Annotated in this window: 12 protein-coding genes; all 12 read left to right on the plus strand. The window is 61.2% G+C overall.

Translation table 11 applies throughout. From position 1 onward, the window contains the following. The coding region (locus CV770_RS23205; RefSeq protein WP_104463996.1) for a VCBS domain-containing protein at positions 1-8,302 on the plus strand (8,302 nt) is incomplete at its 5' end. 828 nt (positions 8,303-9,130) lie between these two features. After that, entirely contained in the window at positions 9,131-9,346 is a 216-nt protein-coding gene (locus tag CV770_RS23210; RefSeq protein ID WP_018318137.1) for a hypothetical protein, read from the plus strand. 101 nt (positions 9,347-9,447) lie between these two features. Then, a complete protein-coding gene (locus CV770_RS23215) occupies positions 9,448-9,954 on the plus strand; it encodes an A24 family peptidase (protein ID WP_201759995.1) in 507 nt (168 codons plus the stop codon). Position 9,955: 1 nt separating this feature from the next. Continuing rightward, positions 9,956-10,921 carry a Flp pilus assembly protein CpaB gene (gene cpaB, locus CV770_RS23220; RefSeq protein WP_104463998.1) on the plus strand — a complete coding sequence of 322 codons (966 nt, stop codon included), beginning with the start codon at positions 9,956-9,958 and terminating at the stop codon, positions 10,919-10,921. Continuing rightward, a complete protein-coding gene (locus CV770_RS23225; protein WP_104463999.1) occupies positions 10,921-12,126 on the plus strand; it encodes a CpaE/TadZ family protein in 1,206 nt (401 codons plus the stop codon). Before cpaB ends, CV770_RS23225 begins: the two co-directional genes overlap by 1 nt. Beyond that, the gene (locus CV770_RS23230) at positions 12,123-13,541 is read left to right on the plus strand and encodes a TadA family conjugal transfer-associated ATPase (protein ID WP_091962875.1); all 1,419 of its coding nucleotides are present in this window, start codon (positions 12,123-12,125) and stop codon (positions 13,539-13,541) included. The genes CV770_RS23225 and CV770_RS23230 overlap by 4 nt, the downstream gene beginning before the upstream one ends. Continuing rightward, positions 13,538-14,470 (plus strand): type II secretion system F family protein, encoded by a 933-nt coding sequence (locus CV770_RS23235; protein WP_201759996.1) that lies wholly within the window; start codon positions 13,538-13,540, stop codon positions 14,468-14,470. The genes CV770_RS23230 and CV770_RS23235 overlap by 4 nt, the downstream gene beginning before the upstream one ends. Next, positions 14,467-15,375 (plus strand): type II secretion system F family protein, encoded by a 909-nt coding sequence (locus tag CV770_RS23240; RefSeq protein ID WP_104464001.1) that lies wholly within the window; start codon positions 14,467-14,469, stop codon positions 15,373-15,375. The genes CV770_RS23235 and CV770_RS23240 overlap by 4 nt, the downstream gene beginning before the upstream one ends. A gap of 2 nt (positions 15,376-15,377) precedes the next feature. Further along, the gene (locus CV770_RS23245; protein ID WP_104464002.1) at positions 15,378-16,025 is read left to right on the plus strand and encodes a methyltransferase family protein; all 648 of its coding nucleotides are present in this window, start codon (positions 15,378-15,380) and stop codon (positions 16,023-16,025) included. Positions 16,026-16,076: 51 nt separating this feature from the next. Then, positions 16,077-16,508: a hypothetical protein gene (locus tag CV770_RS23250; RefSeq protein ID WP_104464028.1), complete on the plus strand. Its 432-nt coding sequence runs from the start codon at positions 16,077-16,079 to the stop codon at positions 16,506-16,508. Positions 16,509-16,518: 10 nt separating this feature from the next. Beyond that, positions 16,519-17,856, plus strand: a complete 1,338-nt coding sequence (locus CV770_RS23255) for a TadG family pilus assembly protein (RefSeq protein WP_104464003.1) — start codon at positions 16,519-16,521, stop codon at positions 17,854-17,856. Beyond that, positions 17,853-18,272 (plus strand): TadE family protein, encoded by a 420-nt coding sequence (locus tag CV770_RS23260; RefSeq protein WP_104464004.1) that lies wholly within the window; start codon positions 17,853-17,855, stop codon positions 18,270-18,272. The genes CV770_RS23255 and CV770_RS23260 overlap by 4 nt, the downstream gene beginning before the upstream one ends. Positions 18,273-18,511 lie beyond the last annotated feature (239 nt).

The raw sequence follows: 18,511 nt of genomic DNA on the forward strand, positions 1-18,511 counted from the left end.
GCTGAACACCAGCGGCCAGCTCAGCATCACCGACCCGGATACGGGCGAAGCCCACGTCGTCGCGCAATCGAACGTCCACGGCACCTATGGCGACTTCAGCATCGATGCCAACGGCGCCTGGAGCTACACCGGCAACGGTGCCCACAATGAGCTCACCGCGGGCCAGCAGGTCCAGGACCAGTTCACGGTCACCAGCCAGGACGGCACGGCCAGCGGCATCGTGACGGTGACCATCACCGGCAGCAATGACGCGGCCACGGTCTCTTCCGAGGCGAAGTCCGTCACCGAGGGCGATGCCGCCGCCGCGCTCAATACCAGCGGCCAGCTCAGCATCACCGACCCGGATACGGGCGAAGCCCATGTCGTAGCCCAGATCAATGCTCACGGGACCTATGGCGACTTCAGCATCGATGCCAACGGCGCCTGGAGCTACACCGGCAACGGTGCCCACAATGAGCTCACCGCGGGCCAGCAGGTCCAGGACCAGTTCACGGTGACCAGCCAGGACGGCACGGCCACCGGCATCGTGACGGTGACCATCACCGGCAGCAATGACGCGGCTACGGTCTCTTCCGAGGCGAAGTCCGTCACCGAGGGCGATGCCGCCGCCGCGCTCAATACCAGCGGCCAGCTCAGCATCACCGACCCGGATACGGGCGAAGCCCACGTCGTGGCGCAATCGAACGTCCACGGCACCTATGGCGGCTTCAGCATCGACGCCAACGGCGCCTGGAGCTACACCGGCAACGGTGCCCACAATGAGCTCACCGCCGGCCAGCAGGTCCAGGACCAGTTCACGATGACCAGCCAGGACGGCACCGCCTCCGGCATCGTGACCGTCACTATCACCGGCAGCAACGATGCGGCGACAGTCTCTTCGGACTCGAAGTCCGTCACCGAAGGCGACAGCGCGGCGGCGCTCAATACCAGCGGCCAGCTGACGATTGTGGATGCCGACAGCGGCGAAGCCCATGTCGTGGCGCAATCGAACGTCCACGGGATCTACGGCGACTTCACGATCGATGCCAACGGCGCCTGGAGCTACACCGGCAATGGCGCGCATGACGAGCTTACCGCCGGCGAGCAGGTGCAGGACCAGTTCACGGTGACCAGCCAGGATGGGACCGCCTCCGGCATCGTGACCGTCACCATCACCGGCAGCAATGACGCGGCTACGGTCTCTTCCGAGGCGAAGTCCGTCACCGAGGGCGACAGCGCGGCGGCGCTCAATACCAGCGGCCAGCTGACGATTGTGGATCCCGATAGCGGCGAAGCCCATGTCGTGGCGCAATCGAACGTCCACGGCACCTATGGCGACTTCAGCATCGACGCCAACGGCGCCTGGAGCTACGCCGGCAACGGCGCGCACAATGAGCTCACCGCCGGCCAGCAGGTCCAGGATCAGTTCACGGTGACCAGCCAGGACGGGACCGCGAGCGGCATCGTGACGGTGACCATCACCGGCAGCAATGATGCGGCCACGGTCTCGTCGGACTCGAAGTCCGTCACCGAGGGCGATGCCGCCGCCGCGCTCAATACCAGCGGCCAGCTCACGATTGTCGATCCCGACACCGGCGAAGCCCATGTTGTCGCGCAATCGAACGTCCACGGGACGTACGGCGACTTCACGATCGATGCCGACGGGGCCTGGAGCTATACCGGCAACGGCGCGCACAATGAGCTCAACGCCGGGCAGCAGGTGCAGGACCAGTTCACGGTGACCAGCCAGGATGGGGCCGCGAGCGGCATCGTGACGGTGACCATCACCGGCACCAATGATGCGGCCACGGTCTCGTCGGACTCGAAGTCCGTCAGCGAGGGCGATGCCGCGGCGGCGCTCAACACCTCGGGCCAACTGACGATTGTGGATCCCGACGCGGGCGAAGCCCATGTCGTGGCGCAATCGAACGTCCACGGGACCTACGGCGACTTCACGATCGATGCCAACGGCGCCTGGAGCTACACCGGCAACGGCGCGCATGACGAGCTCACTGCGGGCCAGCAGGTGCAGGACCAGTTCACGGTGACCAGCCAGGATGGGGCCGCGAGCGGCATCGTGACAGTGACCATCACCGGCAGCAATGATGCGGCCACAGTCTCATCGGACTCGAAGTCCGTCAGCGAGGGCGATGCCGCGGCGGCGCTCAACACCTCGGGCCAGCTGACGATTGTTGATCCCGACAGCGGCGAAGCCCATGTCGTGGCGCAAAGCAATGTGCACGGCAGCTACGGCGACTTCAGCATCGATGCCAACGGCGCCTGGAGCTACGCCGGCAACGGCGCGCACAACGAGCTCACTGCGGGCCAGCAGGTGCAGGACCAGTTCACGGTGACCAGCCAGGACGGCACCGCGAGCGGCATCGTGACGGTGACCATCACCGGCAGCAATGACGCGGCTACGGTCTCTTCCGAGGCGAAGTCCGTCACCGAGGGCGACACCGCGGCGGCGCTGAACACCAGCGGCCAGCTCAGCATCACCGACCCGGATACGGGCGAAGCCCACGTCGTCGCGCAATCGAACGTCCACGGCACCTATGGCGACTTCAGCATCGATGCCAACGGCGCCTGGAGCTACGCCGGCAACGGCGCCCACGATGAGCTCACCGCCGGCCAACAGGTGCAGGATCAGTTCACGGTGACCAGCCAGGACGGGACCGCGAGCGGCATCGTGACGGTCACTATCACCGGCACAAATGATGCGGCCACAGTCTCATCGGACTCGAAGTCGGTGACTGAGGCCGACACCGCGTCGGCGCTCAGCACCTCGGGCCAGCTCAGCATCACCGATCCCGACAGCGGCGAAGCCCATGTCGTGGCGCAGAGCAATGTCCATGGGACCTACGGCGACTTCAGCATCGACGCCAACGGCGCCTGGAGCTACACCGGCAACGGTGCCCACAATGAGCTCACTGCGGGCCAGCAGGTGCAGGACCAGTTCACGGTGACCAGCCAGGACGGGACCGCGAGCGGCATCGTGACGGTCACTATCACCGGCACCAATGATGCGGCCACAGTCTCATCGGACTCGAAGTCGGTGACTGAGGCCGACACCGCGGCGGCGCTCAGCACCTCCGGCCAGCTCACCATCACCGATCCCGACAGCGGCGAAGCCCATGTCGTGGCGCAGAGCAATGTCCATGGGACCTACGGCGACTTCAGCATCGACGCCAACGGCGCCTGGAGCTACACCGGCAACGGTGCCCACAATGAGCTCACTGCGGGCCAGCAGGTGCAGGACCAGTTCACGGTGACCAGCCAGGACGGCACCGGAAGCGGCATCGTCACGGTCACCATCACCGGCAGCAACGACGCGGCGATTGTCTCTTCGGACTCGAAGTCCGTCACCGAGGGCGACAGCGCGGCGGCGCTCAACACCTCGGGCCAGCTGACGATTGTGGATCCCGACAGCGGCCAAGCCCATGTCGTGGCGCAATCGAACGCCCACGGGACCTACGGCGACTTCACGATCGATGCCAACGGCGCCTGGAGCTACACCGGCAACGGTGACCACAACGAGCTCACCGCCGGGCAGCAGGTGCAGGACCAGTTCACGGTCACCAGCCAGGATGGCACCGCCACTGGCACGGTGACGGTGACCATCACCGGCAGCAACGACGCGGCCACGGTCTCATCGGACTCGAAGTCCGTCACCGAGGGTGATGCCGCCGCCGCGCTGAACACCAGCGGTCAGCTCACGATTGTGGATCCCGACAGCGGCGAAGCCCATGTCGTGGCGCAAAGCAATATGCACGGGACCTACGGCGACTTCACGATCGATGCCAACGGCGCCTGGAGCTACGCCGGCAACGGCGCGCATGACGAGCTCACCGCGGGGCAGCAGGTTCAGGACCAGTTCACGGTCACCAGCCAGGATGGCACCGCCACCGGCACGGTGACGGTGACCATCACCGGCAGCAATGATGCGGCCACGGTCTCATCGGACTCGAAGTCCGTCAGCGAGGGCGACACCGCGGCGGCGCTGAACACCAGCGGCCAGCTCAGCATCACCGACCCGGATACGGGCGAAGCCCATGTCGTGGCGCAGACGAACGCGCACGGCAGCTACGGCGACTTCACGATCGATGCCGGCGGCGCCTGGAGCTATACCGGCAACGGCGCCCACGATGAGCTCACCGCCGGGCAGCAGGTGCAGGACCAGTTCACGGTCACCAGCCAGGACGGGACCGCGAGCGGCATCGTGACGGTCACTATCACCGGCACCAATGATGCGGCCACGGTCTCGTCGGACTCGAAGTCCGTCAGCGAGGGCGATGCCGCCGCCGCCCTCAACACCAGCGGCCAGCTGACGATCGTGGATCCCGACAGCGGCGAAGCCCATGTCGTCGCGCAGAGCAATGTCCACGGGACCTATGGCGACTTCACGATCGATGCCAACGGCGCCTGGAGCTACACCGGCAACGGGGCCCACAATGAGCTCACCGCCGGGCAGCAGGTCCAGGACCAGTTCACGGTCACCAGCCAGGATGGCACCGCCACCGGCACGGTGACGGTGACCATCACCGGCACCAATGATGCGGCCACGGTCTCGTCGGACTCGAAGTCCGTCACCGAGGGTGATGCCGCCGCCGCCCTCAACACCAGCGGTCAGCTCACGATTGTGGATCCCGACAGCGGCGAAGCCCATGTCGTCGCGCAGAGCAATGCGCACGGCAGCTACGGCGACTTCACCATCGACGCCAACGGCGCCTGGAGCTACACCGGCAACGGCGCCCACAGCGAGCTCACCGCCGGTCAGCAGGTTCAGGACCAGTTCACGGTGACCAGCCAGGACGGGACCGCGAGCGGCATCGTGACGGTCACGATCACCGGCAGCAACGATGCGGCCACGGTCTCATCGGACTCGAAGTCCGTCACCGAAGGCGACACCGCGGCGGCGCTGAACACCAGCGGCCAGCTCAGCATCACCGACCCGGATACGGGCGAAGCCCACGTCGTCGCGCAATCGAACGTCCACGGGACCTATGGCGACTTCAGCATCGATGCCAACGGCGCCTGGAGCTACACCGGCAACGGTGCCCACAACGAGCTCACCGCGGGGCAGCAGGTCCAGGATCAGTTCACGGTGACCAGCCAGGACGGCACCGCGAGCGGCATCGTCACGGTGACCATCACCGGCAGCAATGATGCGCCGGTGCTGAACGCCAATGGCGGTTCAATGTCCTATACCGAGGGTCAGGCGGCGACCGCGATCGATACGGCGCTGTTGGTGTCGGACCTTGACAGCACGAATCTGACCGGCGCGACGGTGTCGATCACAGGCAACTTCGTGTCCGGCCAGGATGTGCTCGGTTTTACCAATCAGAACGGCATCACCGGCAGCTATAACGCCAGCACGGGGGTGCTGACACTGACGGGTTCGTCGAGCGTGGCGAACTACCAGGCAGCCCTGCGCTCGGTGACGTATTTGAACTCGGGTGACAATCCGTCGGGCGCGACCCGCACCATCAGCTACCAGGTTGACGACGGCCAGCCGGCCAGCCACGCCAGCAATATCGTGAGCTCGACAGTCGCGGTCATCCCGGTCAACGACGCGCCGGTGAATACGGTTCCGGGAGCCCAGACGACAAACGTCAACACGACAAAGGCGATCACGGGACTCAGCATCTCCGATGCCGACTCGGACGGCGCCAGCGAAACGGTCACGTTGTCGGTAACCAACGGCACCTTGAGCGTTTCAGGCGGTACCGCGGGGATCAGCGGTAGCGGAACGTCGACGGTGACGCTGACCGGAACAGTCAGCGCCATCAACTCTACCCTGGCCTCGACGGTCAACTACGTTCCAACATCGAATTTTGCCGGAGCTAGCACTCTGACCATGACGACAAGCGACAATGGCCACACCGGAGCGGGTGGGGCGTTGACCGATGTCGATACGGTGACCATTTCGGTCACGAGCCCCAGTCCCTTCGCTCTCACGACCGGCACCGATACAGTCTTCTATGTATCGGGCACCAATACTGTGACCGGCTCGCAATCTCCACTAACGCTCAACAACGGTGACATGCTGACTGGGGGAAGCGGCACGGACACTCTCGCCGTCAGTGGTGGTGGTCTGGGGCCATTCACCTTCGGCGATGGTGCAGGAAGCATTGGCCTGACAAACTTCGAAACAATCAGTTTAAGTGACAGCAACAACGGAAATCACGCTGACCTCCTGACATTCCTTTCGACATTCCAAAATGGAGGAACGCTCACGATCGACGGATCCGGCATCACGGGTAACGGCGACCTGGTCGTAGACGCCAGCGCAGTCACGTCTGGATCGTTTGTCATCATGGGCAGTTCAGGAAACGGCGGTGATGATACCCTCAAGGGCGGTTCAAGTAACGACACGATCAACGGTGGCGCAGGCATTGGCGCGGACAGGATCGTGGGTGGTGGTGGCGCAGATGCGCTGACTGGTGGTGGCGGGAACGATACGTTCGCCTATCTCGCTGTCACCGACGCGGGTGACCACATCACCGACTTCAACACCTCAGGCGATAAGCTGGAATTTACGGTAACCGCCGGGCGGTTCGTCATTGGCGATGTCGATACAACCGTTGAAAACGTCAGAACGGGCAACAACGCTGCGTTAAATCTCGCCAACACGGAGGTCGGCATCAAAACAGACGCATCCGTGACGACAGCGACAGTTCAATCAACGATCAATAGTTACTCCAACATCACCACAGGAGCCCTGTTCGTATTCCACAATTCGACAGTCGGTCACGCGCAGGTTTACTACGATCCCAATCCGAGCATCGCAGGCGGCGCAACACTCGTCGCCGATTTGGACAACCTGACCACTCTGGCGAGCATAACTGGTAGTTTCAGCGCGGCGGACTTTGCGTTTGGAACGGCGCTTGCTCCTGCGGGCGTGTCGGGGCAGCCCATCAATCTCGGTCTGACGGAATCGCCCGCCAATCAGGGTCAAATCGCCACCGTCACTGTCGCCAGCATGCCCGCCGGCTGGACACTAAATGGTGGGACGCTGCTCCCCGATGGCAACTGGACGATCGAGACGACCGATGTCAGGTCGCTAATGGTGACATCGCCAGTCAGTTTCGCCGGTGCTTTGCACCTCGACGTGGCCGTGACCTGGATGCAGCCGGATGGCTCGGCCGTAATCGAGACATTCGCCGACAATGTTGAAGCTTTTGCACCGGGCTCCGCCATCATCGCCATTTCCGGCGACGACTATCTCACAGCGTCAAGTGGCAGCGATCTGCTTGTATTCTCACAGCCGATCGGCCACGACGTCATCTATAATTTCGAGACCGCGCATGATCAGATCGACCTGATTGGCTACGCCAGCTTCAAGACGTTCGCCGACGTCCAGACGCATCTGGCTACCGACAATGACGGTAATGCCGTCATTACGCTGGCCGACGGTCAAACGATCACTTTGGATGGCGTCGATGTCGCCTCGCTCGCAGCGGACGACTTCGTGTTCGACTTTAAGCCCATGGTCGACAATGCCGGCACAATGACGATCGGCAACGGCGCATTGCTGCCGCTGTCCGGTAACATCCACAATACGGGCACGATTTCGTTGAACTCGACGGGCGGCGAGACCGACCTTCAACTTGTCGGGCACGGCATTCTGCTTGATGGTGGCGGTCAGGTGCTGTTGTCCGACAATAGCGAAAACACTGTCAGTGGAGGTGTTTCCGACGTCACGCTGACCAACGTCGACAACACCATTTCGGGAGCCGGACAGCTTGGCGAGGGGACACTGATCCTTGTCAACCAAGGTACAATCAACGCGACGGGCACCAACGCGCTCGAGATCGACACCGGCAGCAACACCGTCGTCAATTCCGGAACGATTGCGGCCAGCGGCGGCGGCGGCCTGGTCATCGACAGCGACGTGGATAATTCAGGGCTGCTGTGGGCGCATGGAGCCAACATCACTCTCAATGGCAGTGTGAACGGCAGCGGCACCGCACTGATGGATGGCGTGGCTACGATCGAGTTCGGAGCGGCTTCATCTGCGCATGTTGCGCTTGATGCCGCAGCCACCGGGACAATCGTGCTCCATGATTCCTTCGACTTCAGCGGAGTCGTGTCCGGGTTTGACGGAAATGACCACCTGGATCTCCTCGACGTCGCATTCGGGGACGGCACGACCGCTAGTTATGTCGCAAATCAGGCCGGCACTGGAGGAATCCTTTCGGTGACTGACGGAGTTCATACCGCCAATATCAGCCTGTTGGGCCAGTACGATCCCGCGAGCTTCCAGACTGAGGCAGACAAGAACACGGGAACGCTTATCAGCTACCACGAGTATCTCGTCTGACGCGCTGCGAGGAGATGGCGAAAGGTGCTGACTGCAAAGTCGGTACTTGGTTGCATGGGATTCGGGCGCGCTCCACCGGACCGATGGTGGAATTGGCTGTATCCGCGTTGACGTCAACGCCTTGCTGGCTGCGTGATGCATCCCGCTGCTTCTGAATAGCTGGCATCTCGTTGGGCTTGACCGAATCCCGCTCGAGTAGCGATTTACTGGAGACTGTTCCAGTTCATCGAGCCTTGCTTGAAAACGGCGCAGATATCGATGCGCGAACCCGAATTGATGACTGGGTCACGCCAGTGCAACTGGCGGAATCTTGCGGCTGAAAGGCAGCGATCAGCATCTTCGGAGGAGCACCTGAATCGTCGTGACAGGTGTATCGCTTCGCGCCTCCGCACTTCGCGAAATCTGCTACATGCGCATCGGCCTGGTCGCGGCATTCGCTCGATTGTGTGAGTGGATTTAATGGGTTGGCGCAGCACCGCGGTTCATTGCCAACACATAATGTTTCCGATTTACCAAATAATCTAATTATCCCGATGGCGACCCGTACTATTCCGGTGAATCCCTCCGATACTTTGCTGGCGCTCTGCCCAGAACTCGATTGCGGCCGTTGGCTATTGCTTTGAATCTCTTTGGGATTCGTTATTTTATTTCCGTACGAGCGGCTCGTCTCGCGCTCCAAATCGGTTATTCAATGCATTATATATTAAATGTTGACGATAATAAACATTTAATGGATAGTTTTATCGCTGGCGGGGCCGGACTTAAATCCGCGGCCGCTGGAAGTTGCCGAGGTGTCTGCAAATTCATCTTAAAGAAGGGATTCTTCCTATGTTGCATCATTTCATCGAGACCAAGGAAGCGTTGAAGCGTCTGCGGACGGACCAGGACGGCGTGGTCTCGTTCGAGTACATCATCGTCGCGGTTTGCATCGTTGGCGCAGTGGGTGCTGTGTTCGGTGGTGGAGCCGGTGGGCAGATCGGGGCGGCGCTAACGACCGGGATCACCGCAATCACCACCGCTTTCGCTACTGCCATCGCTGGTTGATTCAGCCATTTTGGCGCCAGAGGGGGGCAATCCAAGCTGCCCCCCTCCTGCGGGAGTGCTCCCGCTAGTTTGCCTTCCACCTTTTTTGAAACGTGCATTTCATGAGTTGGATTGCTCCCACAGCCTCGATCCTGGAAATCCTGTTGTTGCTCTATGTCGCAACGATGGACGTTGCGACGCGCTTGATCCGAAACGAATTTTGTCTTGCGCTGGCGCTCCTCGGGATCGCTGGTCAATTGTCCAGCCCGATTCAAGTCGCTGTGTCGCTGATCACAGCCGCGATCCTCTTTCTGCTACTTTTTGTCCTATACGCGCGCGGAGGAATTGGTGGCGGCGATGTCAAGCTGCTGGTTGCCCTGGCGGTTGGTCTCCCGCCGAGCGGCGTGATGCAGTTGCTGACCGTCACCGTGCTGGCCGGCGGCGTTCTTGCCTTGGTGCATCTGATGATGCGTCACTTGCCATATCCCAGGTTGGCGCCCGCCGGATCGTCGCTCGCGCGCCGGATCTACGCGATCGAGCGTTGGCGCCATTTGCGACACGCCCCGCTGCCTTACGGAGCCGCTATCGCCTGCGGCGGTATCTGGACCATTTTGAGCAAAGGATCCTGAAATGTCATCCGCGCTGCGTCTGTCGATCATCGTGGTGCTTTTGCTTGCAACCACAGCGTTCGGACTGATCGCCTATAGCATGAACCTGCCAAAGGCGCAGCCTCCGGTCCCAGTACAAGTGACGGAGGCGCCCCTCGCGCCGGCGGCGCCGGCGACCGCCGGATACTTTGTCGCGGCACGGCCATTGCCGAGGGGGACGTTGGCCCGCGAAGAGGATTTCGCCGTCCGCTCGGTGCCACCGGAGCGCGTTCCTCAAGGCGCTATCCTTGAAAACCCCGAGTCCAAGGCCGGACTTCCCGGTTCGCTCATCCGCAACTTCGTCGAAGCGGGCAGTCCCGTTACATTGCAGGATATCCTGCGTCCGCGGGATCGGGGTTTCCTCGCCAGTGTCCTGGCGCCAGACAGCCGTGCCATCAGCATCAAGGTTGACGAAGAGGCCGGTGTCTCGGGCCTCATCAGGCCGGGCGATCACGTCGACGTCGTGTTGACCCAGGTCTTCGAGAAAGTTGATACCGCGCGCCGCGCCCTCAGCGAAACTGTTCTGCGTAATGTTCGAGTCATCGCGATCGATCAGGAGATCGTGCAGGGCGCGCGACCCGTCAGCGGAATGGCAGGTAAGCAAGCGCAGACCGTGTCACTGGAGCTTACACCGGTGCAGGTCAAGAAAGTCACCGTCGCAAAGCAGCTCGGGACGCTCTCCATGGCCGTACGCGCAGCGGTCGATCAGTGGGACAAGGCAGACACCGGCGCGATGTCGAGCTGTGATGTGTCGCCTGAATTGGCCCGCCAGTATGCAATTTCCGCACAAAGAACGGCAGTGGTCGTTCATTCAGGCGGTGAGGTCAAGCAATACACGGTCAGGAAGCAAGAGGAAGACGCTCTCGTCAGCTGCGACGGTGCATCGGAAGCTGTACGCCCGACTGCAACGGCGGCGGGTTACGATAACAGGTTGTCGGAGAAACGGTGATGAACATTGCCATAGCCACCCCGGCTGAAGAATCGACGTCGATCGTCACGCGTAACCGCATCGTCGGCTTCGTCAATGATGAACTCAGCGCCGCGGCGTTGCGCAAGGGGCTCGAGGGCGCCAATCTCTCGATCAGGCGCGGCACGATCCGCAATGCCATACGGATGCTCGAAACCGACACGGATCTGTTCGCGCTGGTGGTAGACATCAGTGGCGTCGATGATCCCTTTACTGAACTGGAAAGGCTGGCCGGCGTCTGTCCACCCGATGTCCGCGTAGCCGTGATCGGCGACAACAGGGAGATCACCTTCTACCGTGAGCTCCTGGAGCTCGGCTTGACCGAGTATCTGCCGCGGCCGCTCACGCGCGATCTGGTGCTGGACAAGCTGCGCCCCAAGCTTCTCGGCGACGTCGCAGCCAACCAGATCGATCGTGGCGGGCACGTGGTCTCGATCTGCGGGGCGCAGGGCGGCGCCGGCGCCACGAGCATCGCGATCAATCTGGCGCTGCAACTCGCCGAGACAACCAAGGCCAAGGTGGCCCTGCTTGATCTTCATCTGCAGGGCGGCGAGGCGGCCGTGATGCTGGGTGTTCGTCCCGGGCCGGGGCTGCGTATTGCTCTGGAAAATCCGACGCGGGCGGACACACTCTTCCTCGAGCGCGCGGCAATCGAAGTCAACGAAAGGGTTTGCCTGGTCTCGGCCGACGAGGACCTCGATGCGCAGCTCGAAATTACGGAAGCTGGCGTACGACACGTGCTGGGTCTGCTGCGTCAACGGTTCAACTACATCGTCGTCGATGTACCCGTCCCGTTTCCGCCGTCGATCTATCCCGTGATTGCGCTTTCCCGTCATGTGATGGTGCTGCTCGAATCCGAGGTGACCGGACTTCGCAATGCCCATGCGCTACGCACCGCCGTGATCAACATCGCGGGCAAGGACCGGGTCTTTACCTTGCTCAACCGGGCCGGTCGTCCCGGGGGCCTTCCGAGGGCGGCGGTTGTCAAGGCGTTGGGTGCAGAGCCCGACATCGTCGTTCCCGATCTCGGCAAGGGCATGACTGAGGCGCTCAATCTCGGAATTCCAGCTCTGAAGCACGTCAGGAAATTGCGGCGTCACCTGGCACCGATCGTACGGGAGATCAGCGGTGTCGCTGCCGAGCGGGTTAGCTGGTGGAGGAGGGTGCTCACAGCACATCTGCGATGAAGAAGTTTGGTAGGCGCGAAGACGACGCACCAGCTCACGTATTGGCGGCAGGCGTCCCTGCATCTGCGATAGGCTTGCCGTTGCCGTCGGCCGGCGCGACTGCAGCCGCACCGAACGTGCCGTCACCTGCGCCAAGGCGCGACGAACCTGCGATCCACCAACCCATCATTCCACCTTCGCTGCGTGAACGGGTGATTGAGCAGATCGAACCCGCGGTGGCCGCAACCGTCTCGCGGGAGGTTCTCCGGCGGCAGATTGAAGAGATCATCCATCACATTGCCAACCAGGAACGGCTCGAGCTGTCGGGCCGCGAGCAGCTGCAGCTCGCGGACGAAATTGCCGACGACATGACGGGCTACGGGCCGCTCCGTCCGCTGCTGCTGGACCAGTCGATCAGCGATATCATGGTGAACGGCCCAAGCAATATCTACGTGGAGCGAAGCGGCAGGCTGGAACGAGTTGCGGTGCGTTTCCGCGACAATGATCACATCGCCTCCGTCGCTCAGAAGATTGCCGCGCAGGTCGGTCGGCGCGTCGACGAATCCAGTCCGATGGTGGATTGTCGCCTGCTGGATGGCAGCCGGGTCAACATCATCCTCCCGCCGCTGGCGATCCATAGTCCGTGCATTTCTATCCGGAAATTTCCAAGCCGTCGTTTGGACATCGCCGGATTGATCGAAAACGGCTCGATGACCCCGGCCATCGGACAATTGCTGGAGATCGCTGCCCGCTCGCGGCTCAATGTTCTGGTCTCCGGCGGCACCGGATCCGGCAAGACGACGCTCCTGAACGCGATGAGTCAGTTCATCGATCACACCGAACGTATTGTCACAATCGAGGACGCGGCGGAGCTGCAGCTTCAGCAGCCGCACGTGATCAGCCTGGAGACCCGGCCTCCCAGCCTCGAGGGCACAGGGCAGGTGACACAACGGGATCTGCTGGTGAACGCCCTGCGCATGCGTCCCGACCGGATCGTCGTCGGCGAGGTGCGCAGTTCCGAAGCATTCGACATGCTGCAGGCGATGAACACCGGCCATGATGGTTCGATCTCCACGGTACACGCGAATAGCACCCGGGATGCCCTGACCCGCATCGAAAACATGGTGCAGATGGGACAGGTCAATCTACCGTCGCGCGCCATTCGAAGTCAGATCGTCGCTGCGCTGGATCTCATTGTGCAGGTCGAACGCATGCGGGACGGACAGCGCCGCATCGTTCAGATCAGCGAGGTGATCGGCCTTGAAGGGGAGGTCATCACCACCAATGACATCGCAGCCTTCGAGTATCAGGAGGAGGATGTGAACGGGCGGATATCGGGCAGCTATAAGTCCAACCTTGCAACTCCGAAGTTCAAGAGCCGACTTGTCTATTTCGGGCTAGATGGTGCTTGGGCCGAGGCCATGAGGCAAATATGACGCTGGAGTCCGTGATCGTCACTGTTCTGGCGCTCGCGATGTGCGCAGCAGCCATTTCGTTGTGGCTCGACGCTCGGGAAAGACGCATCAATCGCCGGTTGGCGGTTGCCCTGCCAACGTCGCATCCGGCCAACCTCCCCTCCATTCGCCGCTTGGAGAGCGGGTCTCAGGATCAGTTTCTCAATCGGCTGTCCAACTACAATCCCGATATACCTTACACGTTGCATCCGGCCTATGTTCTGCTTGCCGGTGCATTCGGAGCAGCCGCCATCCTTTATGCGAACAGCCAGCTGGGATATTCCATTGTCTACGCGTCCATTGTCGCGGCAATCGCGGCCCTCATTGTGATACGAGGCCTGTTCGGATGGCAGCAACGTCGCTTCGCTCTTCAGCTTTTTCGACAGCTGCCTGATGCGATCCAGCTGGTGACAAGTACCGTGCGATCGGGTCTGCCTGTGCACGAGGCATTTCGTGCCCTCGCGCGGGATATGCCGCAGCCAACGGCCGGGCAGTTTGCCATCGTATGCAGCGAAGTGAATCTGGGAAGACCTGCAGAGGAAGCTGTCCAAGCCGTCTATCGGCGAACGCAGGTGGCGGAGTACGCGATCTTTGCGGTGACACTTGCCGTCCAGTTGAAGTCCGGTGGCAGCCTGGCCGAGACCTTGCAGAACCTGGGAGACACTGTCAGGCAACGTGTTGCGCTGGCTGCTCGCGCCAAGGCGCTGGCAGGAGAGGTGATCTTTTCCTCACGGGCGCTGACAATCTCGCCCTTGATTGCAGGTGGGGTCCTATACGCAGCCAATCCCCAAACGGTTGATCTGCTGTTCACCGATCCGGTTGGAAACAAGCTGCTGGCTTACGCAGTCATTTCGGTGCTTGTCGGAGCCTTGGTGATAAGTTGGATGGTCAGAAGGGAAACAGAACTATGACTTCTGGTCTCAGTCTGGTGGCCCTGGCAGTCGTGGCTGCGACTGCGTCCTGCATGTTGATTATCCGCGAAATACACATTCGTACATTGGACGCCCGGGTATCGAACGCCGTGATGGGCGTTGCTGGCCGGTCTGCGCCCTTCCAGGACCTGACCGGTTGGTTTTCGTCACTCGGCATGCGTTATCGTCGCTTCTATGCTGAGGAAAATTTGGATCAGCTACGAACCATCCTTCAATCGTCGGGTTTCAACCATCATCGAGCCTTGCCGACCTGGATCGGTGTCAAAGCCGTCAGCATGGCGCTATGCCCGATCATCGCCGGGGGTGCCGCTCAGCTTCTCGGGAAGCCGCTGCTGGATGTGCTGGTCTTCACACTTATTGGCTTGGCGATCGGGATTGTAGCGCCGCGATTGATACTGGCGGTGCTGAAGCGGCGGTTTGATGCCGCCATTCGACTGGGCACGCCGGACATGATCGATTTGCTGGTTGTGTGCAGCGAATCGGGAATGGGCTTGGAAAGCGGGCTGGCACGCGTCGCGCAAGAAATGCAGGAGACCAATCCCGCTATAGCCCGGGTCATGAGCGGCCTTCTTGATGATCTCCGGATCCTGCCAAGCCGCAGCGACGCATTCGAGAAACTGGGAGCTACATCGGATGGGCTTCGCCGATTCGGAATCATGGTCGGCCAAAGCCTGCAATACGGAACGCCGGTGGGCCAGGCTCTGCGGAGTGTCGCCGTCGACCTCCGGCGCGAACGTATTACCAAGCTTGAAGAAAGAGCACACAAGTTGGGCGCCAAGCTGACCATTCCGATGGTGTTGTTCCTGCTTCCAGCCATGTTCGTCATTTTGGGAGGAAGTCCCATTCTGCACCTCGTGCGTTCGTTCGCCAGCTTCGGTAAGTAGCCATGAGCACGATTGCCATTTCGAAAACGTCCTCTTACGACCGGACAATGCAGCTGTTCGGCGGCATGTGGTTCATGTTGCTGGCGCTTGGCGTCGCCATCAAGATCGGATCATCGGCTCATGATCCCTGGCCGTCGCTCCTGTCGAGTGTCTGCCTCGCTGTCTTCTACGTGCTCCTGGCGCTGTTGGTCATCACGCGGCCGCCGGCGAAGGCGCAAGCGAACGGCCGTCTCCCAAGGATAGCGGCGTTCGTCGGCACCTATATGCCGTGGACGATCGCCTTCTTCGGCGAAACCGACAAGGCGTTACCAAACTTGGCGTCCACCGCGTGCGTGTTGATCGGCATGATCATGATGCTGGTCACCATCCGACATCTTGGCAGGTCGTTCAGTCTGGTGCCACAGGCGCGCAACGTAGTGCAAACGGGTCCGTATCGATGGATCAAGCACCCGCTCTACCTTGCGGAAGAAATCGCCGTGTTGGGTGTGGTGCTGAGAAGCCCGACGCCGCTGACAGCGGCCTTGCTCGTCTTGCATATCGGCGTTCAGGTTTGCCGAATTTATTACGAAGAGGACCTGCTTCGTCGCAACTGCCCGGAATATTCCGATTACGAAGCATCGCGCTGGAGAGTGATCCCTTACGTTTGGTGAGTGCTGTTCCGGTCGACGACCGGAAGAGTGAGTATCGGTCGAGGTCAACTCATGAGCCACAAGAAGTCGTTCATCGTGGATCAACGCGGGGCCGTCGCGTTTGAGACATTGATCGTCTACCCGGTTTTGGTGGCGTTCCTGCTCATGCCGCTCGCCGACCTGGCTGCCGCGGGCTTCCAGTTTATCTCCGCATGGAGCGCATTGCGCTCCTTCGGGCAGTATGTGCAGTACGCGAACCCGCTGGCCCCTGACGGCACGGTGAGCTGGAAGACAGGCCTACAGACGACGGTCGCCGGTCATGCGATCAGCAACCTTCAGGTTTTGTGTGGAGACGCAGGGGCCACCTGTTCGCCAGGCAATCTGGAGTCTCCCAAGTACATTACATTCTCGACAACCATCACCTTGGCTCCAATTGTGTGGAGGGGGGTGCTGTGTCCCACCACGTGTACCTACACGCTGCCTTACTCAGAACGCTTCCAGTAGGGGGGCTTCCATGCGTAGTCTACTCCGTTCCCAACGAGGCTCTGTCGCATTCGCAACGGTCATCGCTCTCGTGCCGCTGATCGGAGTAGTCGCACTCGGGGCCGAGGCGGGGTCGTGGTACGTCACCCGCCAGCACGCGCAGAACGCCGCCGACTCGGCCGCCTATTCGGGCGCATTGCGGCTTTCATGTATTATGGCGGGTGCGGCCTGCGACACCCAATCAGTGGATTATCGCGGCAAGGAATTCGCGGCACAGAATGGGTTTTGCAACTCGAGTCCCAACGATGCTACCGGCTATCCGGGCAGAAACTGTCCGACAAGCCTACCGACCAGAGTCTCGCGAGCCGTGCAGATCGATATCGGCACCTACAATGCGGGCACGTTCACAACGCCACCTGCGGGCACGGGCAACGCCGTTCGCGCCAGGGTCAGTCAGCAACAACCGGCGTACTTGGCGGCAGTGCTGGGCTTGACCACCGTCAACATCCCCGCCCAAGCCATTGCACTGGTCCAGCAGCCGACCAAGGCCTGCGTCCTGGCGCTTGGACCTGACTCAGGCGCACTCAAGCTTGCTGGTAACCTCAGCAACAACGGAACTGGCTGCGCTCTGATGTCGGATACCAGTGTTCAACTTGCCAGCACTCCAACGTTCACCGGCTCGGGATGGGCCGTTTATGGTGTAAGTGGCTGCACCCCCTCCGGGAGCTGCAGCAATGTTAGCGTGCCGCACAACTATTTCATGACGTACGCTAGCAATCCGCTCAGCAAACTGGACACCGCATCGTTCAACAGCAGGACGGGCAATACAAATATGCCATGCACCCTTCAGGCGGATGGGTGGAAGCATTGCGCGCCGAACGGCGCGGGGACTGGAGCTTACGGCAGTTTCACGGTGCAGAACGGCGACAAGTACGTTTTGGACCCGGGAACATATGTCTTCTACAAAGCAAACATAAAGATGACCGGCGGACAACTGAAAGGTACAGGCGTAACCCTCGTCTTGCTCGGAGATTCGCAGCTTACCATCAACGGGGGTACGGCTGATCTCTCCGCACCCATCACTAACACCTTCTCTTCTGATCTAAATGGCGTCCTGATTGATGATCAGGCTCCGAGCAAGACCAGCAACAAGGTCACCATAAACGGTGGCGGTCTGGTTAGCCTGGGCGGGGCAATCTACTTTCCCAAGGTCGACGTTAGCTGGGCCGGTACCACTGCCAGCTCTAATACGACCTGTTCGCAAGTGATCGCCAAAACGATCGACATGAGCGGTGGCGGCTACCTCAGCACAGAAGGCTGTGCGCCGGCCAGCATCGTTTACACCCAAGTTGTCGCTTTGGTGCAATGATGAGAAAGCTCGACAATCGCGGTATGGCGCCGTTTGAATTCATCATGGTGTCCGTGGCGTTTTTCACATTGATATTCGCCATCTTCGATCTTGGGCGCTATGCCATCACGATGCAATCCTTGCGGACGCTCGCGAGTGCTGGCGCCCGAGCGGTCATGATTACCTGCTATACGCCTGCCTTGCTTCAAAGCCCGCCGCAGTCGCCGGCCGGCTGCACCGGGGATCCCCTGTCCACCGCCGCCAAGCAGAACGCGGCCCCCTTCCTGTTTTTTGGAGGTCTCACGCCAACGCTGACCGTGGGGGCCAACAGCAACAGCTTGAGTGTTACAGCTTCCCAGGCAAACTTTGCGATGCTGATGCCCATATGGGGCACAGCGCTCAATGCGCCGAGCGCCTCCAACCAGATTCCCTTCTAGCACAGATATGGCAGCACGCCTGACATTTTTCGCTACAGTTCGTCGTGGCCGCGACGTGCGGGCCAAACGCGCGGGTGCGGAATTACTCGGCCCGGCGAATCGCCAACCCTGCCACCGACTGTCGTTCGAGCGCAAAGCCACGACTGGAGCGCGCGCCAAGGGCGGTTGTGCTGCGGGATAGTTCCCCACAACCAGTGAGAATGATGCGCGCTGGCAACATCGAAGGGTTTTCTTTCTGC

Origin of the sequence: Bradyrhizobium sp. AC87j1 (assembly GCF_002936975.1) — a bacterium.
GTDB lineage: Bacteria > Pseudomonadota > Alphaproteobacteria > Rhizobiales > Xanthobacteraceae > Bradyrhizobium > Bradyrhizobium shewense.

Excerpts from the sequence above, each read along its gene's own strand:
- CV770_RS23210 (WP_018318137.1), top strand. The coding sequence starts at position 9,131 with ATGTTGCATCATTTCATCGAGACCAAGGAAGCGTTGAAGCGTCTGCGG.
- CV770_RS23215 (WP_201759995.1), top strand. The coding sequence starts at position 9,448 with ATGAGTTGGATTGCTCCCACAGCCTCGATCCTGGAAATCCTGTTGTTG.
- cpaB (WP_104463998.1), top strand. The coding sequence starts at position 9,956 with ATGTCATCCGCGCTGCGTCTGTCGATCATCGTGGTGCTTTTGCTTGCA.
- CV770_RS23225 (WP_104463999.1), top strand. The coding sequence starts at position 10,921 with ATGAACATTGCCATAGCCACCCCGGCTGAAGAATCGACGTCGATCGTC.
- CV770_RS23230 (WP_091962875.1), top strand. The coding sequence starts at position 12,123 with ATGAAGAAGTTTGGTAGGCGCGAAGACGACGCACCAGCTCACGTATTG.
- CV770_RS23235 (WP_201759996.1), top strand. The coding sequence starts at position 13,538 with ATGACGCTGGAGTCCGTGATCGTCACTGTTCTGGCGCTCGCGATGTGC.
- CV770_RS23240 (WP_104464001.1), top strand. The coding sequence starts at position 14,467 with ATGACTTCTGGTCTCAGTCTGGTGGCCCTGGCAGTCGTGGCTGCGACT.
- CV770_RS23245 (WP_104464002.1), top strand. The coding sequence starts at position 15,378 with ATGAGCACGATTGCCATTTCGAAAACGTCCTCTTACGACCGGACAATG.
- CV770_RS23250 (WP_104464028.1), top strand. The coding sequence starts at position 16,077 with ATGAGCCACAAGAAGTCGTTCATCGTGGATCAACGCGGGGCCGTCGCG.
- CV770_RS23255 (WP_104464003.1), top strand. The coding sequence starts at position 16,519 with ATGCGTAGTCTACTCCGTTCCCAACGAGGCTCTGTCGCATTCGCAACG.
- CV770_RS23260 (WP_104464004.1), top strand. The coding sequence starts at position 17,853 with ATGATGAGAAAGCTCGACAATCGCGGTATGGCGCCGTTTGAATTCATC.